This window comes from Gemmiger sp. An50 (assembly GCF_002161595.1).
Classification (GTDB): Bacteria; Bacillota; Clostridia; order Oscillospirales; family Ruminococcaceae; genus Allofournierella.
In genome coordinates this window covers 47,471-71,322 of the sequence record NZ_NFID01000018.1, presented here as the reverse complement: position 1 = coordinate 71,322, position 23,852 = coordinate 47,471, and the positions used below count along the sequence as shown (strand labels likewise).

The 23,852-nt window shown below is 51.6% G+C and carries 16 protein-coding genes; 5 read left to right on the top strand and 11 right to left on the bottom strand.

Features of this window, described 5'->3' with window-relative positions; all coding sequences use genetic code 11:
* Nucleotides 1-180: 180 nt before the first annotated feature.
* The gene (locus B5G03_RS14300) at nt 181-3,336 is read right to left on the bottom strand and encodes a hypothetical protein (RefSeq protein WP_087182358.1); all 3,156 of its coding nucleotides are present in this window, start codon (nt 3,334-3,336) and stop codon (nt 181-183) included.
* Entirely contained in the window at nt 3,333-5,975 is a 2,643-nt protein-coding gene (locus B5G03_RS14295; RefSeq protein WP_140401712.1) for a hypothetical protein, read from the bottom strand. Before B5G03_RS14295 ends, B5G03_RS14300 begins: the two co-directional genes overlap by 4 nt.
* Before the next feature lie 229 nt (nt 5,976-6,204).
* Here B5G03_RS14295 and B5G03_RS14290 point away from each other — a divergent pair, with 229 nt between their 5' ends.
* The 5 genes from B5G03_RS14290 (at nt 6,205) to B5G03_RS14270 (ending at nt 10,879) form a co-directional block, all read left to right on the top strand.
* A complete protein-coding gene (locus B5G03_RS14290) occupies nt 6,205-6,900 on the top strand; it encodes a DNA/RNA non-specific endonuclease (RefSeq protein WP_087182356.1) in 696 nt (231 codons plus the stop codon).
* A gap of 15 nt (nt 6,901-6,915) precedes the next feature.
* Complete coding sequence (locus tag B5G03_RS14285; RefSeq protein ID WP_087182355.1) at nt 6,916-8,208, top strand: type IV secretory system conjugative DNA transfer family protein; 1,293 nt, start codon at nt 6,916-6,918, stop codon at nt 8,206-8,208.
* Between the two features lie 15 nt (nt 8,209-8,223).
* Entirely contained in the window at nt 8,224-9,354 is a 1,131-nt protein-coding gene (locus B5G03_RS14280; RefSeq protein WP_087182354.1) for a hypothetical protein, read from the top strand.
* A 46-nt stretch (nt 9,355-9,400) separates the two neighbouring features.
* Nucleotides 9,401-9,760: a hypothetical protein gene (locus B5G03_RS14275; protein ID WP_087182353.1), complete on the top strand. Its 360-nt coding sequence runs from the start codon at nt 9,401-9,403 to the stop codon at nt 9,758-9,760.
* 72 nt (nt 9,761-9,832) lie between these two features.
* The gene (locus B5G03_RS14270; RefSeq protein ID WP_087182352.1) at nt 9,833-10,879 is read left to right on the top strand and encodes a hypothetical protein; all 1,047 of its coding nucleotides are present in this window, start codon (nt 9,833-9,835) and stop codon (nt 10,877-10,879) included.
* Between the two features lie 774 nt (nt 10,880-11,653).
* Here the strand turns inward: B5G03_RS14270 and B5G03_RS18020 are convergent.
* The 9 genes from B5G03_RS18020 to B5G03_RS14230 form a co-directional block, all read right to left on the bottom strand.
* Complete coding sequence (locus B5G03_RS18020) at nt 11,654-11,779, bottom strand: hypothetical protein (RefSeq protein ID WP_275539306.1); 126 nt, start codon at nt 11,777-11,779, stop codon at nt 11,654-11,656.
* A 776-nt stretch (nt 11,780-12,555) separates the two neighbouring features.
* Nucleotides 12,556-13,107 (bottom strand): hypothetical protein, encoded by a 552-nt coding sequence (locus B5G03_RS14265; RefSeq protein WP_087182351.1) that lies wholly within the window; start codon nt 13,105-13,107, stop codon nt 12,556-12,558.
* A gap of 103 nt (nt 13,108-13,210) precedes the next feature.
* The gene (locus B5G03_RS14260; protein WP_087182350.1) at nt 13,211-14,383 is read right to left on the bottom strand and encodes an OmpA family protein; all 1,173 of its coding nucleotides are present in this window, start codon (nt 14,381-14,383) and stop codon (nt 13,211-13,213) included.
* A 27-nt stretch (nt 14,384-14,410) separates the two neighbouring features.
* A complete protein-coding gene (locus B5G03_RS14255) occupies nt 14,411-15,322 on the bottom strand; it encodes a hypothetical protein (protein ID WP_087182349.1) in 912 nt (303 codons plus the stop codon).
* Nucleotides 15,288-15,767 carry a hypothetical protein gene (locus B5G03_RS14250; RefSeq protein WP_087182348.1) on the bottom strand — a complete coding sequence of 160 codons (480 nt, stop codon included), beginning with the start codon at nt 15,765-15,767 and terminating at the stop codon, nt 15,288-15,290. The genes B5G03_RS14255 and B5G03_RS14250 overlap by 35 nt, the downstream gene beginning before the upstream one ends.
* Before the next feature lie 4 nt (nt 15,768-15,771).
* On the bottom strand, nt 15,772-16,392 hold the full coding sequence (locus B5G03_RS14245) for a hypothetical protein (protein ID WP_087182347.1): 621 nt from the start codon (nt 16,390-16,392) through the stop codon (nt 15,772-15,774).
* 170 nt (nt 16,393-16,562) lie between these two features.
* Nucleotides 16,563-20,504 (bottom strand): DEAD/DEAH box helicase, encoded by a 3,942-nt coding sequence (locus tag B5G03_RS14240; RefSeq protein ID WP_087182346.1) that lies wholly within the window; start codon nt 20,502-20,504, stop codon nt 16,563-16,565.
* A gap of 4 nt (nt 20,505-20,508) precedes the next feature.
* Nucleotides 20,509-23,112, bottom strand: coding sequence for a DEAD/DEAH box helicase (locus B5G03_RS14235; RefSeq protein ID WP_162613425.1), 2,604 nt, complete (start codon nt 23,110-23,112; stop codon nt 20,509-20,511).
* A 125-nt stretch (nt 23,113-23,237) separates the two neighbouring features.
* Nucleotides 23,238-23,822 (bottom strand): ClpP family protease, encoded by a 585-nt coding sequence (locus B5G03_RS14230; protein WP_087182344.1) that lies wholly within the window; start codon nt 23,820-23,822, stop codon nt 23,238-23,240.
* Between the last annotated feature and the right edge of the window lie 30 nt (nt 23,823-23,852).

Genomic DNA, 23,852 nt, shown 5'->3' with positions numbered 1-23,852 from the left:
TTCAAGAAGACACATAAAACAGTATACCCGAACGAGACATAGAAAAATGCGGAAAACGCCTTTTTTCATCGGAAGTTGCTATGATAGCGGGCCCTAACATCTTTTGGAAAAGAGAAAAAACGGCGTTCCAACTACAAAAAGCTGCCGGGAAAGATTGCCTCCCGGCAGCTTTTATGGTTTTCAGTCCAGATCGCTGACAAAATCACACCAGTCTTCCCGATCTTCGAGAATATTTTCCAGAACCTGGCCCAGGACGTTCTTGCGCAGGCACTCCTGGCCTACCAGATATACGCCACGGCGCAGTGCGAGACGTACTTCGTGGCTATAGATTTTCTTTCCAGTACTTTCATCCGTTTCAAACTGATGAAAACAGGACGCCACTAGCACCGGCTTCGCATTAATCCCGAAGTGCTCGGAAAGCAGAGAAATCTCGTAGAGAACATAATTGAACTTTTCGGTCAACGTGCGGGTGAACTTCGCCGAGATGAACAGAGACGACAGTCCTTTCGTGCAGATGACGTCAATCTCGTTTTCGGCCGAGTTTTCGCTCGTATTGTGCAGGAAGGAGATCCCGGTTTCCACGTCGTCAAAGTCTGCCTCCAGCAGGGCAGAAAAATAGATGTAGGCTTCCAGAATACTGCCGGCTTTCTGGATGCAGTCCATCACAGCGCGGGAATGGTAGCGGAAGGAGATACTGCAGGCGTAGTTTTTAGTATATTGGTGGATCAGACCTGCGTCCTGCAGACGCTGCAGCAGATTGGGTAGTGCGGCTTTGGCTTCCGTAGAAAGGTGTGTATCCATGTTGTAGGCGTAATCGGTGACGCATAGGTCGTAGATGTTCAGATATAGCTTGCCTTCCCAGTTGGTGCTGAACGTGAAATAGCTAGAGGGTTGATAGACCTCCACAAATTTTTGCAGATAGTGGTGCATGGTGTCGGGGTTCACCTTACCCAGAGAGGTGTAGGTGATGCTTATCCCGCCGTTCAGTTCGTTTGTGGTTTCAATGTCGGAAATGAACCCATATTTCTCGATTTCGCGCAGAGTGGGTAGTAAGCCCACTGCGGTGAGACGGTTTGTGTATAAGGTCTTTTTCACCGCCGACTCTGGGGTATCCAGAAGCACAAACTGAAAATAGGGACGCCGGGTGCGGAAATGGGCGCCCTGCAGCGCTGTACTGAGTTCACTCCACAGAGGAGTGGTTCGGGCAATCTCCCAGAGCATTTTATAGTGCACAGACAGATCTGCCAGGTTACTGCTGTCCAAGTTGCTGAGCACGGCACCGCGGGAAGCCATCATTTCGCGCACTGTCATGTTTTTGCGCGGTGCGGGAAACTGTAATTCTTCGGCATTCAGCTGATTATAAAACTGGCCGTTGCGGACATAGAAAACAGAGAGCCCATGCTCTTGTGCTGTTCTTATGGCACTGCATAGCAACAGTGGATCAGCACCAGTCACTTCCAGATATACGGCCTCTGTTTCAGTCAGCCAGTCTTTTAGAATAGCGCAAACAGCCTGTTCGGTGCGCTCGGCCAGCGGCACAAGCGTACAATCCCAGTCTGTAAGCAGATCGGCCTGTTTGAACAGGGAAGCCATCAGATGCTTTGGCACCATCAGGTTCCAGGATTGGCAAACGGAAATCCCCATATTCTGCAGGAATCGTGCAGATCGGTCGGCGCGTTCCCGCAGCCGGGACAGCTCGGCTGCAGATTCTGCAATACCCCAGAAGGTTACCTGTGAGGGTTCCAGCTGCCACAGAGCGAAAATGTCGTCCAGTTCACGATCCGATATTAGCTTGACCAGAGAAGGACGGCAGCGGTGTGTGAGTGCAAAGGGAATCTGTTCAACCAATAGGCGATCCTGCAGCTTGTAGTCCTTGCGGGAGATGTACTCTTTCAGCGGAGCCAGTGTGCTGTCTAGCGTCCGGAGCTGCAGCAGCAGAAATTCCTGCAGTAGACCGCCTTCCTGCGAGATACATTTCTTCAGGGCGGAAAGCTGCTTTTCATACAGGGCACAGGCACTAGCCTTTTTCTGCTGCATCTGAATGATTGAACCGGCCACTTCCTCTAGTATTTGCTGGGTTGCGTGAGAGAAGCAGGCGTGTTCGGTCAATGTGCTGCGGATGGCCTGGATAAGATCCTGCACAGCTCCCTGATTGGCACCGGCACACCGACCGCACTGGTTGTGGATAAGAAGAGTCATCCGATCTAGCTCGTCCAAATCCTCACGCAGCACACCTTTCTCGGCGTTTTCCCAGTCGGAAGCAAGCAGATAGCTTCGTCCGGTCTCGTCGCAGGGGACAAGACAACAGTGCCATTTTTCTGCTTTGCTGTGTGTAGTGGCGCCTGCGGTGTAGATACGCGAAATATCGGACAGGGGACGGTATCCTGCCAGCAGCTTTTCCATCATCCAGCGTCTGTGTTCTACAGCTGCCAGCTTGTCCAGCAGTTCTGGCGAGCGTACAAGAAGCTGCCGGAACTGTATGGCTGCTTCTTTCCCTGTGCTGCGGATGCCGCAGCAGGCGAGCTTTGCGCAGATGTGCACGGCGGCTTCCAGATTTGCCAGGTAGTTGTACGGTTCGTGGAACTCTTGGATAATCTTGTCAACGGGGCGGCGTGCGTTTTGCGCCTTTGCGTAGGCATAGTGAAGATTCAGTGCGATCTCCTCAGTATGATGACGGTAGTTTTGGGTGTTCTCAAAACCGAAGCTGTACACCTCTACCGGTGCATCGACGGAATCGGCATCCTGCTGCCGGTTCTGTATTAGGCTGAGCACCCGTTTGCAGCAGACAGAAACGTAGTCGTAGGCATTGTGTGCTTGGGGAAAAGCTTCGGCCTCCGGTTTCTTTTGTACAAATGCGATCATTCGTTTTTGGGCTGCGGGAACTTGTGCACAGGCGGAAGCCAGCGCTTGGTTCTGTTCGTCGTTTCCAGTGGAGATCAACAGATAGCTGGCAGTGGAATGGCGCTGTAGCAAAGCATGTATGCTGGTTGCCTCCAGTGTCACCTGCTCGAAACGAAGCTGGCAAAATGCGTTGCTGTGCGGAGTAGACAGCGTTTCATCCTGGCAGATAACCTCTGCAAAATCTCCCAGTGTCGGTGCACGGTCCAGCAAAGACTGCGCGGTGCCGGATGCGTTGGGAGTGGCCACCGTGATTTCCAGGATTGTGTCGGGGAGTTGGCCGTGGGTGATGGCTTTTTGCAGAATGGTGTCCAGGCGGGACCCGTAGCCGATCAGCAACAGCGGAAGCTTGTACATGTTGTCCTTCGCTGGTATGCGGTAGTCGCAGGGCATGTGTTCCGCAAAAAAACGGCAGCAGGAAAGACTGAAATCCGTCATTTGATATACTCCTCTCTTTCTTCCTCCCGTACGGCAAACCACTCAGTGCGCAGCACTTGCGGCGTTTTCTGAATGCTTTCGTCATCAAGATGCTGGAAATAGGTATATTTCTTGTTGGGATCGTAGTATGTGGAAAAATTATCGTCGGGAAGGGAATGCAGTCCGTCGCTTCTCTCATTGCGATATGCCCAGTCTAGAGAAGACTGCAGTGCTTTCAGATCATCCCAGGAACAGATGCAGGCATGCAGACGGGCAATCTGAAGCATATGCTTGGGCGCCCCGGCTTTGATGATCTGTACTGCCTGGTCAGAATCGGAAAATCCCAGCCAGCCGCGGCTGATCAGATAGCAGGTCCAGCGTGTGTGTTCGTACTGCGCCAGCCGGGGGAGAAGTTTTTTGTCTTTTGCCAGAGAATGCTGCAGCCTGTTTGAAAGATCGAGACGCTGCGGTTCACTCCAGTAGGCATCGGGATCCTGAATGTACCAGTATGAAGCCACAATACCGGCACGGAACAGCCGATAAGGAAAGCTGAGCACGGCGGCGCGGGAGGAGTCTTGGTTGTACAGGCTTTGAAAATAGGAATCGAGATACTTCTCTCTGGTGTGTTTTTCTTCGGGACGGAAGGCCGCGCCGCAGTACATCAAATGTAGACATTGTGCTGCCTGTTCGAAGATGCCGCCGTCGAGATTGTCCCAGGAATAGAGTTCATCCAGCGCACCGAAGGTGGTAAAGCCGTAGTTGTTGAACCACTGATTGCCAGGCTTTTTTTCTTTGGGAACCAGCAGTTCCTGTGCCAGGTGGGCCATGTGGGGCGAAACACAGCGCAGCGCGATTACCGCGCGGTTTCTGGAGTACAGATCAATTTGGCGTTTCTCCACCGCGCGGCGGATATTATTCTCGCGTACCCGTGTGCCCAGTGCGATAGTTTCGAGATCAGATCCGGCATCGATCACATAATATTTGAACCCTTTTTTTGCCTCGATTTGTTGAAGCTCATAGGATAACTGAGGAGATTCAAAATCCACATCAATAAATTCCATTTCCGGGAATTGGATGCCTCTGATGGAAAGGCGGGTCTGGCGGGATTTTTCACGCCCGAAGGTGATTTGTTCGGCCAATCCGGGACAGGTAGTACCAATATGGTTGCGGATTTTGTCCGCATAGGGCGACAGCAGTGTGATATGTGTGCTCGAAAGAACCGGGAGTAGCCAGGATGCCTCCCGTACAAGCCAGGATGCGAGTGAAGTGTTTGGCGTGCCGCTAAGGATCACCAGGTGAAGCGGATCGGAGAGCTTGCTGTCCGGATTCAGGGTGAACGGATAGAAAAGGGGGTGCCGCGCATACAGAGACTGCGCGGTATTCTTTGCTTCATCCAGAAGATGTACATGCACCGGACAGGCATCGTCTGACGTCCAGGAAGAACGCAGAAAACTCAGTGCGGTATCCAGCAACGGAGAGGCTTTTTCGCTTTCGCACCGGATGAAAAGTTCGCTGTGTTTCCAGTGATTTGTCTGCTGGACCGTGTCTAGGATCTGCAGTGCGTCGCGGATATTCTTTTCCAGGTCTTCGTCCAGCAGTGCAAAGCGGACCATTTCGCTACAGTGTACAAACGAGGAGGGAAAGGAAGAATATTTTATCTCCCAGCTGGCCGGCATGGTGGATTCCAGCCAACTGCCGGCGTCGTTGCGTGCATTGCAGACGCATACACCCTGCCCGCTGTCGGAGGAGCGGCGGGGTGCCGGCAGAATGCGGCGGTCACATGCGGATTCGTAATCGTAGCCGAGGTCTTTGGCACGCGCACTCAGTTGTTCCACCGAATCGAACGAGCGTGGAAGTTTGTAGCCACTCAGACCGGCTGTACAGCATTTATAGAGGATATCATACGCTTCGCCGCGCAGGATGTCAGGTGCATCGGTGAATTCCTGAATGATTTGTTTACATGCTTCGCCGGCTTCCTGATAGTGGTACTGACGGATTAGGACCCTGGCCTGCACAAGCAGAGCCTGCGCTTGTTTCGTATAATCTGCGTGTTCTTCTTCCACAGTATGGTCGATGGAGTCTTTGGGCAAGGTTGTTCGGATAGATATACCCTCGGGAAGAATCAGCAGAGCAAGTTGGCGAATCTCCTGCTCGCTTTTGGAAGCATCACGGGAGTTTTTTCTAAAAGCACTTTCCCAGATGCCCCAGGTGCACGCAATCATCGAAAGAGTGGCAAGCTGTGCTTCCAGAGGCTCACACTGTACAGCTTCAGAAATCCGGGCGAGCTGATACGAAAGAGGATTTTGTTCCTTTGGCTGCAGACTTTTTAAAAAGTTTCGGATCTGTTTTTGAAAGGAGTCCGATTCCTTCTGTTCCATCGAATCGGTAATATTCTTCCATACTTTCTGCAAATCAAGCCACGGGGGAAATGTGCCGTAGGTGAAGGGATGACCTGTATCAGCAGTGCTTTTGGAAAGGAAAAAAACCATGCAATCTTTATATATGCCGGTGGAATCTCCATTATAGAAACGAGAACGCATCGTCTTTCCTGTGAATGATACGCTAAGTTCTGCGCCAAACGCCTTTTCAAGGATTTTTTCTACCGAAAAGATGTGGTTGCGGGTTTGAGGAATTAATACCTTCCAAACGATTTTACACATTTCTGAATCACTCTTTTCAAAGTCTGGTTTCATCGCAAGACACAGTTTTTGCCTGTTTCAAACAGAAAAAGAGATAAAAGCAAAATGGATTCATAAAGGCGGCTATGATATGCTGAAATCAGACAAAATGCTAACTTCCTATTATATGCTATCAGTATAGCACCCCTGCTGGAAAGTGGCAACAGATCTTGTCGCACGATGCAGAAATGACATAGAAAAGGAGAAAATCATGGCAAGAAGCATGTATTCTTCGCTGGACCCGAACACGTCATATACTGGTCCGAATGGGGCGCAGTACAACACTGACGAACACGGGAGAATCGAAAGCTGGAGCGCGCAGGTGAGTGATGAAACGAACTCGCGCAACCCTTATGCGCAGTATACGCTGGAGGGCAAAAACCCCGATCAGCCGCACGCAGGGCATTTGCTGGCAAGTTCGCAGGGTGGCAGCGGGGAAAAATACAACATGGTGCCCATGAACGATAAGGTGAACACCCGCGACTACCGCGCTTTTGAAAAGGAAAATGATCAGCTGGTACAGGAGGGGTATACCGTCAACCTGTCCGGCAACAACGCTTATGCGGTGAACTCTGAAGGGAAAAATATCCCGGAGGCCATCATGGTAGACCGAGAGGTATCCCTGAACGGCGAACAGCTCTACACGGAACATTCCAGTTGGACTAATCTGGACATGGAAGAGTTCGAGGGCAAAGGGGAAACGGAGGCGGCTGAGCTGTACGATCAGTGTGAGAATCCCGGAGCTTTCGTTTACAACGACGAGGCCGAGATTGCGATGAATTACGACACCGGCGAGGTGGTGGATGTGAACGGGAACGATCTGTCTTCGGCGGATACGGTGTCGGAGATGGAGAATTCCGGAGGAGAGAGCGAAGGATTGTCGGACAGCGATTCCATGACCCTGTAAAAAGGAGGCAAAACCATGTTGATGAGAATCGAAGGCAATTTTACCCGCACCGTTCCCGCGCCGTCCGCAAAAGGAAACCCTTTGGTGCAGCTGTCGGGAGAATGCCTGGGGTGCCATGAACTGCTGGAGATGGATGAGCAGCAGCTAGCGCGCGGTATGCTGCTGGCAGGGGCTTCCCGTACCGGAAAAAGCCAGCAGCAGGCCAAGATGATCCGGCAGGTGCGCCAGCAGATGACCAGGCGCGATGTGCTTGTGATTCTGGATACAAAAGGCGACTATGCGAAGAAGTTCTTTCGGCTAGGCGATGTGATTCTGGGAACCGGCGGACCGTTTGCACCCACCGCGGGATGGAACATTTTCCGTGACTGCACCGCCGGCTGCAAAACCAAGACGGAACTGTCCCAGCGTATCGGGATGATTGCTTCCCGCGTATTTTGCAGGGAAAATCTTCATGTTCCATTTTTCACAGATGCACCCCGCCGTGTGCTAGAGGAATTGTTGGAAACACTTTTGCGGCACAGCGATTTGTTGCCCGCGGGCGAAGTACTTGACAACCATGGCCTGCTGGCTTTTCTGCAGCGGGGTGACTGGGGACGATTTCTGTTGCTGTGCAGTGCGCCACAGGAGATGCGCGGATACATCGGGGACGGAAAATTCATGAATCCCACCGAGCACTCGGTGCTGGCCGAGCTGCTGATCAACGTGACGATGGCGCTGTGCGGTGTGTGGGGCGGCCACGGGACCTTTTCAATGGTGGACTTTGAGACCAACCGTAGTGGTCGCACGATGTTTTTGCAGTATGATCTGCGAGACGGCGGCGCGGCCGACAATGTGTATCAACTACTGATCGATCTGTTGTTGATCAGTTTTATGAACGGCCACAACGCCGACGGTAGGCTGTATCTGTTCTTGGACGAGATCCATCTACTGGGAAAATCGCCCGAGATGCTCTGCCGCACGCTGAACTACGGCCCCGGCATCGGCTTGGGTTGTGTGTGCGTGGGCTCGCAGTCGCTGGCACAGCTGGAAGGCTTGTGCGGAAAAGTCGGTATGGAGACGTTGCTGGCCGGCCTGCAGACCAGAGTTTTGTTTCGCATGGAGGACGACCTTAGCCGACAGTTCGTTAAGGAGCAATGCGGAAAGATACGCGCTATGCAGTACCAGTTCGTGCCGGGTATCTCCTATAGCGGCAGCGCAGGACAGTTTGAAGACGCAGTGACAGATGAAGAGTTGCTGAGCATGGATGTGGGGCAGGCAATCGTAAAGAGCCCAGGACACCCTGCATTTTTCTTCCGCTTTGACGAATGATATGGGGGTGTTTCGATGTCCAATCCGATTATCAAGGTGATGAGTGCGATATTCCTTTCTCCGGAGGAATACCGCGTGCGCTATCCGGCACCTATAAAAGTAATGCCCTGTCTGCCTGCCGCATGTACACAGTACAGCCTGGAGGAGGATCAGCCGCATATGTTTGTGAGCGGCGGAGCCTTTGCGGTGCGTATGCTGCTGATGAATCGGCTGATTGAGGAACAGTGCAGAGCAGGGCACGCTGTTGTGGTGCTGCAGACCGGGCAGGAACCGTTGCACACAAACTGTGTGCTAAGCATTCCGGATGGAAGCTATGATCCACTGGATGGAGCGACGCTGGGGGATGCCTGCGGTTTGCTGTGCGATGCGGCGCAGGCGATGGCACTGGAGGCAGCGCCGCTCTATACGCCGATGGAGGACGAGCTGCGTTACATATTGCAGCGCGACGGACGGCTGAGTATGGCGGCATTTCTGGACAGCAATGCCCGTGAGATTGGCGCGGACGCCTTTATGCAGGGGTGTGATCCCATCGCGGAAAGCCACGCGATTACAGCAAGCCTGCACTTGGATTACCTTCGTAATCAGTTGCGTCGAAGCTGTCGCCGGCGCCGTCCAGGACGATCAATCCGACGTACGGCGGCAGTGGGACGGTCAATTACTGTGAAACTTCCGCAGGGAAGTGCTGTATGGATGGGAGCGGTGCTGGCTGAGCTGAAGGAGCTGTATCTGGATGGCATGAAGGTATTTGTGGTGATGTGTGGGGTATCGGTGCCACCGTCCTGCCGCGTGATGCTGGAACAGATCAACTGTGGACAGTGCCTGTGTTATCCGGACCTTCCCGCTATGGAATGGCTGTGGAACTATGCCTGTCAAGCTGCCACCTGTGCGATTATGATGCGTCATATCGGTCCCAGTGCAAAGGCTGTGAGCGATTATTTCCACGAAGTGGAGCGAGAGAAAATTACCCGCACCACAGGCATTACCGATGCACATTGCGACAGCGGTGGATTTATGGGCCTGTTTGGTTCCAATACCGTTTCTGACAGCAGAGGGATGAGTATTGCCCGCCAGTGGGAGGCACGCTTTTCGGCAGATAGCATTGCCGGCATGAAGGATGACGAAGGACTGTTTATATACAACAAATAGTCCGGAAGCTGTTGCATTCACTGAGAGAAAGAGAGGAAAGAGAGAAATGATGAAGCAGAGATTTGTGATTCGTTTCACTGCGTTTGTACTGCTTGCGCTGTTGGCAGGTTTTGTACTGAGAATCAGCAGCGGGTTAGGGATGGGGGATTGCATTTTGGTGAGTGGGTTCGTCCTATGCCTGATCTACAGTGGACGTCTTTTGTGGCCCTGTGTCACACAGACGCTGTCTACCCTGATGAAAGCAGGATTTATCGCGATTCTGTTCGGGAGTCTGCCGGGCATTGTGATTGTGCTGGTAGTAGCTTTTTTCCTTTCCGGTGTGCTGGCGGTGGCCTGTATCGTGCTGGGCTGTGTACAGCTCATCCGCGAATTGGTACAGTCGATCCTGGTAGACGCTGCTGTATAAATTGCAATGCGCGGGTGCTCTTTCCGGAGAAGCATCCGCGCACCTGTCTTTAAAAAGACAAGAGGAAGAAAAATGAAAGTAATCAAACTGTGGATTGTTTCGGGAAGCTGGATGCTGGCTTTGTTGATGGAGATTGTGATCGGGGTGAGACAGGTTTCGCTGTACATTGAACCGCTGGGGCTGTACTTGCCACCCTATCTGCTGGTGCTTATGGTTTTCGAGGTAATGTGGAGCTTTGTGCTGCCATTTCATTCGGATTGTTCCAATGGAGGATGGCTGGAACTGCTGTCCAATATTTTTCCCATCCAGCTTATACTATTGGCACTGTTTGCGCAGTATCATCTGATAACGATGGCAGTGTTTTTACTTGTGATTGTTGGAATGCAGGTGGTGTTTCGGTACAGCCGGCGAAGTGTGCGAAACACCCGCCGAGAAAAACGGCTACGGCGCCGGGTTCTGGTACTCACAGCCTCGCTGGTACTTGCAGTGCCCAGTATGTTGGTGCTGTGTGTCTACGGTGTGAGCGAGAAGAGATATCAGCCCAGGATAGAGCATCTGAATGCGCTGATCGAACAGGCATCCCATGAAGTGAGGGAAGGAGAACTGATACCCGACCAGGAGCTGCTGCTGTGCTTTCAGGAGAAGAATTGGAGCGGATATACCACCGAAGAAAAGCTGACGCTGGTGAAGTGTCTGGCAGACAAAGAGACTGATCGTCTGGAAATCCCACCGGTTCCGCTGTATGCGGGAAAAGAGGAGAAATACACGCTGGGACATTACAATATAGTACGCGAGGAAATTATGATCGACAGTGAATATTTAGCAGGATCCGGCGCGAAGGACGTGATAGAAACTATATTTCACGAGGTATACCACGCTTATCAGGACTATGTGGTAAAAAGCGTGGACTGGAGAAGCGAACTTTCACACAGCGCGTATTTTTCGACTGCACGAGCCTGGAAGGAGAACCAGCAGTCGTACATAAACAGCGACGGTACCGCGCAGGGATATGAGCTGTATACCGCACAACCACTGGAGAGCTCGGCGCAGAGATATGCGGAGCAACGGATGGGTGAGGTGATGGAACTGCTCTATCCCGACGCATACTTTGTGCGGTGATCGATGCGGAACAAAACCCGGCTTCCCTTGTATTTTGCACAGGGGAAGACGGGTTTTGTTCCGTAGTCGGAGGTTTTGCAGAAGTTTAGCGGCAATGTTGCACCTTTTTGTATGCTGGGGTGCTGGGATAGTGCGCTAACAAACGATTCCAGATTTCCAGCGCCTTTTGTAGGTGGTGGGAGGGTGAGTATGAAGGAATGGAGCCCGGTTTGTACCAAGCAGCAACGAGGCCGTCCAATGTCTTGGAGGCTTCTGCGCGATCTAGCGGGAGGGGGTGGGGGGCGATAATAGAATTCGTACGCAGCGGTTAGAGTTCCAGTCGTCTCATACGCATCACCCGGCTTGATATAGTTTACTGCCTGGCAGCGCAATTCATATGAAATTGGTTCTCTCGCTACACAATTTCGCAAGCGGTAACATATCCTCTTTCCATATAGAATGCCAGTTTCTCAGATCCTGAAATTCTATATAACAATTTCCCGGATTCTACAAGGCATGGGCGTATTTTTCGAAGGTTTCCTTGCTGCCCTCCTTTCCCGCATATATTCTAAACAGTTTATCAGCTGTTTCTGTAATTTGATGGGTGCCTCATAGTTTGGCACGCCCTCGATGGTGTGGTACCATGATGTTCACCAGCTTTTCTATCGCAGGGGGATAACCGGCGTCTGCCGCGCTGCGGATCAATTTCAGTGTGCGGATGTGGTCTATCTTCACGTTGATGCCGGAAAGATACGCCGAGTCGATCAAGTAGTTGTACTGCGGATTGCTGCTTTTTTAACGCAGGGCCAGCGTGTGCAGATACTCCAGCGGTGTGGCCGAGAGCGTGAGGGTGTCCTGTCCAATGGTGCAGGGCGGGATGTTTTCATATTTTTTCCAGTCCGATACGGTTCTTGCCGGCATCTCCACTGGCGGCACAGGCTTGTTGACGCTGCATGCAGCAGGATATTCGGTAGTCATGATGCAGTTGGGGGACCAGTAGGATGGGGAGGCCACCAGAGCGAACAGACAGCTTTTCTGTATGGCTTCGGCGATGGACTAGTTGAAGTTCTCGCTGGGAGTGAGGATTTCATGGTAACCAGATAGCGATGTCGCGACAGAAGTCGTTCTGGCAGATCAGGTGAATCAGCCGCCGGGCGGGGCGACGGTCTTTCTTACGGTAGCTGAGGAAGATGTAGGCGTTGAAAGCCGCGCTGACTTTGGCGGTTAGCTCAACACCCACCAGTATGGAATCGGGAAACTTTTTCAGCTTATCTGGATGCGGGATAGCAGTTCAGTTGCTGGCGTAGAGATTAAGAAACCAGAGATCATCGCATTTCTGGTTAAACAACTCCTCCCGCTCTTGAAGTAAAGGAAGTACACCGAAATGTGGTGCTGGATAGAAAAGAGAATTTCTGCTGCATCGTGCGGCAGGAAACGGCAGACAACCGGCTGGAAACTGGTATTACGAACAGTTGCATCTGGGAGAGAGTATTCTAGAGATCCTCCCGGTTACAAGGGGGCGGCAAAGGGGGGCGGATGACACAATTTTGTAGCTCAAAGATCTTGTTAGCAATGGATGGAAAACAGCGACTGGTCGTCGTGAAAAAAGCAGAAATAGAGCTGCAATTTTTTCTGCGTGCTGGAGTTTCCATGGGTGATATAAGACAAGTCCGATATGCCGTTTCCCCCTTGCGGTTTTACAGTCTGGAAAGTATCTCGTAGTCCTGGTCAAAGATGTTACGAGCAATAAAATTAAAATCCGCGTCAATGAGTTGTCCTGTTTTATTTCGCTGGGTGCTATAGAACACAAGCACGGCATCCTGGGCAGCACTTTCTAGTGTTCCCCATAAACGTGCAGTAAAATAGTGCGAAGGATCGTCGGCATTTAGAAACAGTCCTTTGTTCTTGATCAGGAAGAACACTTCCTCACACAGTTCTTCGTCGGCGACCCATGCTTTCAGCGGCCGAGAAAGCTGTTCGAATTCATCGCCGCGCAGATGCCGATGGTTATTTTTGAAGAATTCTTGTGTGTTGGGGTAGGGCCAACCATCGGCGTCCAGCTTGATAAAATCACCTATCTGCGCAATTTCGCCCTTCCCGTGTACGGCTTCCTGGCTCATCACTTCGAATTCACCGTTCAGAAGAGGGATGATCTTTTTCTCCTGAATGAGTTTATCGATAACGAGATGTTGTGTGCCCAGCTGGTACGCGGTGACGATTTTGCCTTTTTTTTTCTGTACAAGGATCATGGCTTTTTCTCCTTTTGATTCAATATAGCAAATAAATAGCAATACATACGATCTGGTACAAGGAAAGCTCCCGCCCATATGTGTGGGCGGGAGAAACTGGGCATCATTCGGACAGACCGACCAATTGAAATTCAGCGGCTAAGGGATCCTCCATCGGTACCAGCCAAACGGTTCGATTTGCCTGATCATCTGTTGTGCTGCGAATGCTTGTATTTGTATCTCCCAGCCCAATACAAACAAGATTGGCACTGTCCACCCCCATATCACACAGCAGCTCGCGTACAGCCTGCGCTCTCAGAAGACCGAATTGCTGGTTGCTCATCCTCTGGGGACTTTCCTGAGTAGAGGCAGTACTTCCTGCCAGCAGGAACTGTCCGTTGGAAGCGCACATAGTTTTAACGATATCGGCAAGCTGCTGCTGGGCGGCTTCCTTGTCACTCAACTGCGCACTGTTGGGCTGGAAGGAAACGATTTCCGGATCCAGAGAAATAGGCGTAGTCAGGTCGATGTTTGTCGTGGCTGCTGCCACAACCGGAACAGGGGGGGCTTCCGCTATCTGACCGGTGGAGGGGAGGGTCGATTCGAAGGTGACAGAGGCAGCACCGCAGGCCGTGAGGTACGATTCCCAAAACGTTTGTAAGGAGGCGGTTTGTGCCGGATTCAATACAGGCTGGTCACCGTCGGTATCCCCGAAAAAAAACCATCGGACTTCGCATCCGGACAAATCTGCCAGATAACCGGCATCCTTCAACTGCTGGACTGTGTTTTCCCCCAATGAGGTAATGTCAGTGTTCTGCATCATCAGCGGAGAGGCTGTATTCAGGCCGCAATGCATAATCGCAAGCAGCTTATGAGGATTTTGACCGGACTGAAGCTGCCGCCCGGCCAACCGGATCGCGTTCAGAAGATCCGTGCCGGGAGTGGATGCCTGATACTGCGTCAGAAGCGCGTCGATCTGTTTGTGACGAGTTTCTTTTTCCTCATCCCAGTGGGGACCATTCTTGGCCTGTTTCGTGCTGAAACAGATGGTCTCCCCGGCCAGATGTGGCTCGCCGTCCGCAATAATCAGGCTCACGGTACTGTTGCTATCGGACGATACAGCCTGATCAATCAGGCTATCCATGGCAGCTTGATCATATTTCGGCATGTTTTGACCATTGAGTGTGACCACTGCGACATTCATCGGCTCAACAGGCTGCTCTGCGCTGCATCCGCACAGGGACAACAGAGAGATAGCGGAGATGAGCAGCACGACCAGTATTTTTTTGATCTCCATAGTTTTCCTCCTTTTTGGGTGGTGTGTTTAGGCCGCCGCGTCTTCGGAATCGACTTGTACAAAGATCTCCTCTTCTGCTGTGTCCTGGCTCGGTTCATCGAAAACCTGCTCCTCTGCGGGAGTAGGTTTCTCGGCATTTTCAAAGGCAGGGATAACTCCGGCATGGCATTCAGGTTTGGGAGCGGTTTCCAGCTGCAACCCCAGCTCTTCGATCTGGTTGTATAGTTCTTCGGAAGAGTTGTCGGATAGTAACTGGTTGGTAACGTCTGCTGTGCCCAATTCCTGGGCTAACATCAGGCGGACCTCATGTGCTGCGGCATTGCCGTGCGCCTTCAGACGGGCTACCGCCAGCCGGTACTGCTCGAGATCGTACTGTGCGGGGTCGTACAGGCTGAAGGCCGCCTGCAGTCTCTGTACGGTGGCAGTGGTGACGTCCAGCTCCCGGTTCAGTTCGGCAAGCTGGCTGTTGATCTGTGAAAGACGTTCATCGTTCGGGTTCAAGGCAAGGCCCATTACGAACGACAGAATCGAGGTGGCTGTGGGCAGCAGAAGACGGGTGAGCGTACCGGATGTGACAAGATCTGTGTCAGCCCGCGATGCATCCGACCATGCCAGTAGGATGAGACCTGCGTATGAAATTGCAAACACCGCTATCAGCAGCCCTATCAACACACGGCACCGGTTACGGACCGCGGGACTGGAGGTTCCGGTACACCGGTTCATAAGGGTCGCGGCATACCACAGACTGGCATCCAGACAGATGGCGGACACGATCGAAACAACGATGGAGATAATCGGTGTTTCGTTGAAAGTGGATGCCGAGAAGGTATAAATAGTGATAAAGTCGCTTGCCGTACAGATGAGTACGATCAAAGCCACCAGCCACTGGTTGCATCCATGGGATTTACTGTTCTGCAGGATATCCTTCTTTTTGAACATCTTGTTTCCTCCTTCTCTGCCAATGCCCGGGCTGCAGCGCTTGTTTTTCGGATTCCAGCTCTTGCTGGAGTGCTTTAAGCTGTTTTATACGGCTTTCGTACAGGTGATATTCTTTCTCGATATCTGTGCGCATCGCGATGGAATCCCGTAGGTGCAACAGCCGGGTCTCTGTGAGATCACACAGAAGCGTAGTCTGCTTGCTCTTCAGCAACGTGTCAAAAATGTGAGAGCTGTCAGCGTTGACATCCAGCTTTCCAAGTGTCTCCCGCACATGATCCAGAAGTCCTTTGAAATCCTCTTCGGTGATCTCTTTATACGATCCGCATGAGGTGGTCACATTCGGAGTGTCGTACAAAATATGGTGTACAATGTATTGGTGTGGCCAGTCGATGGTGATCTTCTCTTCGCGGCGGCGCTGTCGGAACTTTGCAAATGGGTTTTTCATCTTCTCACACCTCCGTTGTGACGCTGTTGGCCTGGAGCAGCAGTTGTTTGTCAAGTAGTTGTTCGGGATAAAAGCTGCGGGTCAGGGTGGGAATCTCCTTTTCAACAACAGCAAACACAGTTGCCTTTGCGTAGCGAGCCAGTTCGGCATTGGCACAGAAGAAAGCCTGTTGCAGCTGACTTTCGGCTACTTCACATTTATATTGCAACTTACGGACCAGCTGTGCCAGCTGCACACGGCTTTCCTGAATCTGCTCAAGCAGCTGCTGGCGCTGGGCGGCGGCTGCTCTTGCCGCTCGCAGGTTGGCCGAGGTGTGTGCATGCAGCTGAAAGTTTTCCGGAACAGTCTGATTACAGGTTACAAGCAATTGCCGGGTTTCTTCCTCCAGGGGAAGCAACACATGGAGAAGATATTCCCGCATGGCCGACTCATACTCATGGAAGCGGCGCTGTACCCGCACCACGCGTCCACTGTGCAGAAGCTCCTGTTCCTGAGCGGTATGAGTGATCTGAGCTTTGTGCATCAGGCTGTCCATCATGCCTGCAAGACGCGGAAAAGACTCGTTTTTCCACACCGGGAGCTTGAGTCGATTGGGCTTTTTGGGAAGCTTTTTATATTTGACCATTTTTGACCTTTCCTTTCGCAGTGCTGGGTGGTTGCTTTCCATGTCTATATAATAAGCGGAAATTGTATGATGCGAAAGAAATGCAATGACAGAGTTTCAAAATGAAATTGCCTGTACACAAAAGCACCGTCCGCGCTTCACAGGGAAGCGCGGACGGTGCTTTCTGAAATTTAACGGGAGGATGCGGTGTCCTGGTTGCTTTGATCAGCCTCAGCCATCTGGTTGATCAATCTATCGATCAGCGTGTCGACAGCTTTTTCATCGTAGGTATTGGTGAAACCGTAGCGGAAGAAGTTTGAAAGTTTTCTGCTGCGCTTCACACCGGGGATACTGACAAGATATACGGGGATGCGCTCACAGTTCTGTAGCGCATAAGTCAGTTTGTCCACGATTACGTTGTATTCCACCAGGGTGTAAGAACTCTGGTCGTAATCGGCGGTATCGCAGACAATGATGTGGCGGCATTGCGAAAAATGTTCTCGCAGTGACTCATGGAGATCTGTGCTGTCCATCTCACGTTCAAACTTGTCTGTCTCCATGCACAGCACCGTTTTTCCGCGCTGTTCCAGCTGCTCGCGCAGTGTCTGCATCTGTGTGTTGTATATTCCTCGGAAGGAAATGCCCACATCGTAGGTGCAGGGGTTCTGTTCTTTGGTAAGTCGTTCAGAAAATTCACGAAGCAGCTCATCCATACCTGTTTGTGGCTCTTTTACATAGATAGCCCCGGCTGTTGAAAGCAGAGTATTCACCTGTTCAGCGTCCTCGTCGTTACAGCAGATGATGTTGCAGTGCTGCAGTGTGACCTTGCCCTGCCGACTGTACTGCATGGCGGGATGATAGAAAGCCGCTCTTCGGTGGCCGCCAGCCGATTCCTCATATCCCCAGGGGAATTCGATATATGCAGCTTGATTAGCCAGGACGCCGCGTTTGGAATCGAACAGGCCGGGGTAGTAAAACAGTTGCAGATGCTTGTCATGCGGAAGGACGGGCGGCAGGGAATAGCCTTTAACCAGTTCCCACAGCTGGCCGTATCCATTGAAGAATCCGGAGCCGCCCAGGATGAAGTTTCCCTGTAGATCCGACAGAACCCGGCAGATCAGATCGTTTGTCATATCGAGATTTTCCAGCAGGCATGCCAGCAACAGCACACCCAGCATCTCGCTGGAGATCACCAGTTCATCGGCTGGGAGATTTTCTGCACCCGCGGGTGGCTCGCCGCACAGGACGGTGACCGAATGAGTGTGCTGGATACCGGCCTTCACCGCTTCCTCATGGACCTTGTCTCGGAACTCCAGCACGGATTCTGTCCACTGCTTATCTTCGTCCGATACAGGTCGCAGCGTCTTGAAATAGATCTGTCTGATGCCTCCACCGTTACAGCTGAATTGAATCTGCAATCCAGCTTCTTCGTCATGCACCTGGATTCCGCTGTCAGTGGGGTCCTTTTCAATGAGACGAAGTTCTTCAAAGAACTCTTTCAGACGATTGTAAACAACCGTTGCGTCCGCGTTGATGGAACAGTCGAAACCGCCGAGCACCGTGAGCAACGAATTGAGCTTGTCGGGGATTTCCAGTGTACGATTCTCAAGCTGCTGCTTGTAGTTGTTCGTATATTCACGCTCACGCAGAGCTTTTTGGAGAGATTCATAGCTTTTTTCCGTGCTTGCCAGAATATACTCCACCGGCATTTTTCCACCTGCTTTGGCCAGTTCGCCGATCTTCAGCAGGAACGGACGTGTGACCTTGCGCACATGGAGGTTGGCAAGAGGTACCAATGGACGCGGTACCCCGTATTTCATACTGGTGGACAGTGCATACATGCCCCCAATATCCGCTTCGTCCATCTCCAGCGCCTTTTGGCAGTTGCTCACCGCTTCCATCAAATACGCAACGGATTCGGACAGACGCTCCACATCGCTTGTGTTGATGGAAACGTTGAAATTAGTATATCTGCGGATAAAGCGGATCGGACATCCTGCCATCCACAATGCCAGGATCACTGCACGCATGGCGGCAAGAGCTTCCCTGTTTTCCAAAACGCTCTCCATATAGGCGATTTGTCCAAGCGATTTTTGGTCCGTATGCGACTGGGGACGATTTGGATATACCTTATGCAGATACTTTTTCAGACCCCGGCCCAGTTCACGAATCTGGTCTTCTTTGGTAGGAAGCTTGAGGACCGGGTTTTTTTCTACTTCTGTACATTTGCAGATCGTGTACAGCAGTTCCAATAGCGCTGCACTGGGAAGTGGCTCCTTGTCCCTGGTCATTTCCAGACGCAGCTGTTCCATATGCAGCGTATCACGGTGGCAAATGACATAATTCAGCAGAACCGCATCTGTATTCAGTGTGAGAGCGTACGGTGCCAGATACCCTCCGAGCGTTGTAAGTGTCCAGGCTGTCTCCAGCCCCATATCGATTTCCTCTACAAGGCGCAATGTACTCCCGTCGGTGTTTTTCTTTCCCAGCTTTTGCAGTTCTTTCAAGATTTTTTTTGCAAAATTTTCGATGTTTTCAGATTCCTGCTGCTCCTGATTGCAGTAAAAACCCTGTTCTAATCCGTACAGGATGCGTTCCTGGGCATCCCGGCTGTTCCCGATCCAGCTCAGAAAATAGGGAGCGATCTCCCTAGGGCTGCTTTTTTTGAATGGAGATACGATTTCGGTTTTTTGGGACGAAGTGTATGTGGCGAAATCCTGGTGCAGATGCTCGGTCAGCATATAGCTTTCGCCGCCATTGCTCATGCCAAGACGTCCGGCGCGACCAATGAAGTTTTTGTATTCTTGCAGGGTGAGTAGGAGGGGCAACGGTTCGCCGCGGAAGACGGTGTTGTCGTACAGGATCACCACGTCTGCCGGCAGATTCACACCGATCATCAGTGTTTCAGTACAGACGATAATCTGGATTTGTCCGCTCTTGCTGCGAAAATCGTTCTCGATGGCTTCGCGTACTGTACTGGGAAGCCCGCTGTGATGAAACGCGATTCCATGCTGGATCAGTGCGCTAAGGTTAGAGATATCATCCTCATCGCCAAATTCGTTCAGCGCGTCATTCATTGCCGACTGAAGCTTTTTTCGATCTGTTTCATTGTCTGGATTCGGACTTGCAAAGCGAGGGTATTTTTTTCGAAGTTCATTAGCAAGGAAGCGAACACTGCGCTTCGCACTGCTGAAAATCAGAATTTTGGCCTTCGCATCCTCTTCATTTGGCCGTTCCATCCATCTTTTCAGCAAAGCAAAAAAGCAGCGGTTTTTTTCGGTGCTTTTATCTTTCCCCTTTTCCTCTGCAGCAGCGGCGATTTCCAACTGGAAGGGAGGCTCTTGCTCTTCTGGTGCATGCTCTGTACCGCCAGGAATATACTGTGACCAGACCTCTCCCAGCCGTACTGTAGTAGATAAGCGACAGGAAACAAAATGCTGTTTCAGTGATACAGGACGGACGTCGTTGCCCAGATTTTCCGCATTTAGCCAGCGGCATACATTCTCCACACCACTTTCGGAGGTGGTCATACCGATAAGGCGAATCGACTGTCCCCGGGCGCGCATTTCCCTCTGAGCTTCCAGTATCCGCATGATCGAAAATTCCATTTTAGGGCCGCGGTCATCGCTGCTGAGCATCTGCAATTCGTCCACCACGATCAGACCGCAGCAATCCAGCATGCGGTTCGGGCTGTTGTGGAGCATGGCAAAAAACTTTTCGTAAACGATTACTGCGATATCATAGTTTCCGGCAAGGATCTCCGCATCGTGGTCCTGATAATCCGCCGAGGATTCAAAGATATTTAGCGGTTTTCCGTCCGTTTTTGTTATTTGTTCAAAATCCCTCTGCAGCTGTCGGCACTGGGAGGTGACAAGTACGCGCAACGGCACCAGAAACAGCACATTCTTGCCTTCTTCCTGAATCTGGTGCAGTGCGGCGATCTCGGCCAGCAGCGTTTTGCCGCTGGAGGTTGGACCGTGGATAACGATATTTTTGTTCTGATCCCAGAACGAAGCACTCGTGACCACGGTTTCCTGCATACTGGTTAATTTGCCGTCCCATTCTCCGCGCTCAGCAAACTTTTTGCCTTCGGGGACCAGTCGGCGTTCGGCGAGAAATTCATGCATATTCATACAATCACTCCTTATATAACAGGTCTTTGGCCGTATTCAAGATTGGGTATATTTTCCGTAATGTCTGTGGGATCTCCGAATCTTCGGAAATCGAACGGAGCATGCGTACAATCCGTTTCCAGTCTCCGCGCTCCCGGCGCGTGAGCTGTTCGGGCGAGGTAAAGGCTGGATGATTGGCGCAGAAATCCAGAATCTGTGACACCATCAGTTGCTGCTGGCGTGTGAGCCGACGCAGCTGCAACACATCGATTTTCCAGGCGTCGTTCTCTCGGATGCCGAAATACAGACACAGCTCCATCCGGTTCAGGAGTTGGGCGATATCCTCATACGCTTCGTCAGAGAGAGTCCGGCACAGCGCCTGTGTCACCTGCAGATAGAAAGAAACCTGCTGGCTGAGACGGGAAATACGTCCCGGTGTGATGGTGAAGATCCCGGAACCGGCGTTCAGCTCGTCGTTGAGCTGCCCCACCGATGCGTTTTTGTACCACTCATATATCAGGATGGAAAGCAGCGTGCGGTACAGCGTGGGAAGTCCAAGCGTATAATTGTAGGTATTGGTAGCAGGATAGATCAGCTGCCTGTACAATTCGTTGGAAATCGCTTTTTTTCGGTAGCTGCGCAGCTGTTTAGTACACAGCTCCTGGTACAGATCACGCCGATGGCTTCCTGCCTCATTGCCCACGTCGTTGATCTCAAAAAAATCAAACGCAATCTTTTGCAGTTCGGGAAGATAACAAAGCTGAAAAAACAGGTCGAACGGGTCGCGCTCGATCAGCTGCTTGAGTGCTTGCGGCGTATAGCTGCGCCGTTCCGGCATACTGTTCCTTCTGCCCATCAGGTATTGCATCATCACATTTGCCTCATACATCGTGACCATGAAACCGGACATGCACTGTCCTGACTTGGTCAGATGATAGGTGACCTCATCGTTTAGCTCGTCCTTTTCAAATCGCACCCAACCGTAGTCACTGGGAGTAGGTCGAGTGGACCAAATGAGCCGCTTGAGTGCGGTGTTGATGTTGCGGTCGAGCCATGCACCGTCCCGTGTCAGCCCGGGCAGCCGCTTGAGCTGGTTTTTGATCTGGCGATAGGTTACGCCTTCCGTCGTGATCAGACTCATCACTGGCATTGCAAATTCGTTGGCCTGCAGACTGCACTTGGGGCAGTTGTCCGGAAAATAGCTGCATCCATTTTTTCTGTTGCAGTAAGGGTCCAGCTTAAGCAATGTACTGGTTGCAGTGAGTGGCTGCTCCCGCATTCTCATCAGATGACTCCACCTTTCGCGAATGGAGTTTTTTTCCGGTTTCTGGATCATCAGAGCGTACGCATACCCGCGGTCTGTGCGGCCATATCGTCCGGCGCGTCCAATGTAATTTTGGTATTCGTTCAGCGTCAGGAAACGATTGACCTGATGGCCATCTCCATGGATGCGCATCCGGTTGTCTTCTCCTTTTTCGGGAATGTAATCGCGGCTTCTGAGGCTTTTGTGCATATCGGCCACGATAACGACGTCCACACTGGAGTTGATTCCGTAGGCCATCGTCTCTGTACAGAATACGACTTTCAGATTCCCTTCGTCTGTAAGAATCTCGCGCTCAACCATCGAACGCAGTGTATAGCCCAACCAACTGTTATGGTAACAGATTCCCTGGGCAAAAGAGAGACATTCGTCCGGGTCCATCAGATCAAGCAGATCTTCCTCCAGTACGCCGGTTTCGTCCAAAACTCGCTGAAAACATACCGTTCTGTCTGTGTCCACCGGATTCAGCAGTTCCGGGTGATTCTTTCGTAGCCTGTGAGCCAGTTTTCGGGACAGGTTGCGAACCTCGGCACAGTTATTCATAAACACCAGAATCCGATGTCCCTGTGCAAGGTGCCGCACACAAAGATCCTCGATCAGATCATCCTTCGATCCCTGCTCACGTACACCTTCAAGAACTATAGGTTTTCCGTTATAATCGTGAAAGGCGCAGATCTGACCGCTGTTGCTGGCAGCGTCCAGAAAGATCGGAATTTCTTCGCGTGGGACACCGCTGCTTTGTTCGGTTACCTGAATGGCAGTAAAGTCGTTGTTGCAAATGTAGCGATCCCAGTTATAATGCGGGGTGGACAGAGCAAACAGACGGCATTTCTCCCTCTGTCCGCGCAGAAGCATCAGGTCACAGTTCACGCCGCGGGTATCGTCTTCACTGAGGGCAAATTCGTCGTACACCAACGTCTGATAGTGTTGCAAGAATCCATCGGTGTTACAGGCAAAGTAATATGCCTTTTCATAAATGATGACCGCCATATCCACTTCACCGGCGCGGATATTATCGTCTTCTTCCCGGTATTCGCCGGTGGACAATGCCACATGCAGTTTAGGCTGTACACGGTGCAGAAGTTCTTGAATTTCAGACTGCTTTTGTGATGCCAGCGCACGGTAAGGAACCAGAAACAGCATTTTGTAATCGGGGTTCTTTTCTTTTTCCAGAAGATAGTGAATCAGAGGGATCAGTGTTTTTCCGCTGGAAGTATCTCCGGTAATAAAAATGTTTTTCTCCGGGTCATACAGCGCCGGGTCCCGGAACGCTTTTTCCTGCAAGGGAAGAAACTCCGGATATCCCATGGACTCCAAAATCCTGCGTGCATCTGTATATGTCCGCATCCTTTATACCTCCATTACCTGTTTCTAAACTTCCACTTTATTTCGATATAATAGTACACCGCTGATGAATATCTTGCAAGTTTCCCTCACAACAATTCATTACTTTTCAGCAGACAGTCAGCAATACCGTAGTCGATCGCCTGCTGTGCGGTCATGTAGCAGTCGCGGTCACTGTCCAGCGCCACCTCCTCGACAGTATGGCCGGTGTTTTCCGCCAGCACCTGATTCAGCCGCATTTTGGTCTGGACAATATGCCTGGCCACCAACTCGATATCGGACGCCTGTCCCTGTGCTCCACCCAGCGGCTGATGGATCATCACTTCCGCCAGCGGTGTCACATACCGTTTTCCCTTCGTTCCGCAGGACAAGATAAAGGCCCCCATACTGGCAGCGATGCCGGTGGCAATCGTAACGACATCACAGCGGCATCGCCGGATAGCATCCACAATGGAAAGACCTGCCGCTACGGAACCACCGGGGCTGTTGATGTACAGCAAAATATCCTCGCTCCCGATGCCGTCCAGATATTCCAGCTGCAGACAGATCTCTGCCGCCGTGCGGTCATTCACTTCACCCAGCAGCCAGATACTGCGCGTTTCCGTAAAACGATAGGTAAACAGATCGACCACTTCGGGGCCGATTTTGGTGATGCGTTTGATACTTGGCAGCATACAACAATCCTCCTTATTTGAATAGATCTT

Bases quoted from the DNA above. Each gene is read 5' to 3' on its own strand.
- B5G03_RS14280 (WP_087182354.1), top strand. From the start codon at position 8,224: ATGTCCAATCCGATTATCAAGGTGATGAGTGCGATATTCCTTTCTCCG.
- B5G03_RS14290 (WP_087182356.1), top strand. From the start codon at position 6,205: ATGGCAAGAAGCATGTATTCTTCGCTGGACCCGAACACGTCATATACT.
- B5G03_RS14285 (WP_087182355.1), top strand. From the start codon at position 6,916: ATGTTGATGAGAATCGAAGGCAATTTTACCCGCACCGTTCCCGCGCCG.
- B5G03_RS14265 (WP_087182351.1), bottom strand. From the start codon at position 13,107: ATGATCCTTGTACAGAAAAAAAAAGGCAAAATCGTCACCGCGTACCAG.
- B5G03_RS18020 (WP_275539306.1), bottom strand. From the start codon at position 11,779: ATGCCGGCAAGAACCGTATCGGACTGGAAAAAATATGAAAACATCCCG.
- B5G03_RS14250 (WP_087182348.1), bottom strand. From the start codon at position 15,767: ATGAAAAACCCATTTGCAAAGTTCCGACAGCGCCGCCGCGAAGAGAAG.
- B5G03_RS14230 (WP_087182344.1), bottom strand. From the start codon at position 23,822: ATGCTGCCAAGTATCAAACGCATCACCAAAATCGGCCCCGAAGTGGTC.
- B5G03_RS14245 (WP_087182347.1), bottom strand. From the start codon at position 16,392: ATGGTCAAATATAAAAAGCTTCCCAAAAAGCCCAATCGACTCAAGCTC.
- B5G03_RS14240 (WP_087182346.1), bottom strand. From the start codon at position 20,504: ATGAATATGCATGAATTTCTCGCCGAACGCCGACTGGTCCCCGAAGGC.
- B5G03_RS14270 (WP_087182352.1), top strand. From the start codon at position 9,833: ATGAAAGTAATCAAACTGTGGATTGTTTCGGGAAGCTGGATGCTGGCT.
- B5G03_RS14260 (WP_087182350.1), bottom strand. From the start codon at position 14,383: ATGGAGATCAAAAAAATACTGGTCGTGCTGCTCATCTCCGCTATCTCT.
- B5G03_RS14235 (WP_162613425.1), bottom strand. From the start codon at position 23,112: ATGGGATATCCGGAGTTTCTTCCCTTGCAGGAAAAAGCGTTCCGGGAC.
- B5G03_RS14255 (WP_087182349.1), bottom strand. From the start codon at position 15,322: ATGTTCAAAAAGAAGGATATCCTGCAGAACAGTAAATCCCATGGATGC.
- B5G03_RS14275 (WP_087182353.1), top strand. From the start codon at position 9,401: ATGATGAAGCAGAGATTTGTGATTCGTTTCACTGCGTTTGTACTGCTT.
- B5G03_RS14300 (WP_087182358.1), bottom strand. From the start codon at position 3,336: ATGACGGATTTCAGTCTTTCCTGCTGCCGTTTTTTTGCGGAACACATG.
- B5G03_RS14295 (WP_140401712.1), bottom strand. From the start codon at position 5,975: ATGTGTAAAATCGTTTGGAAGGTATTAATTCCTCAAACCCGCAACCAC.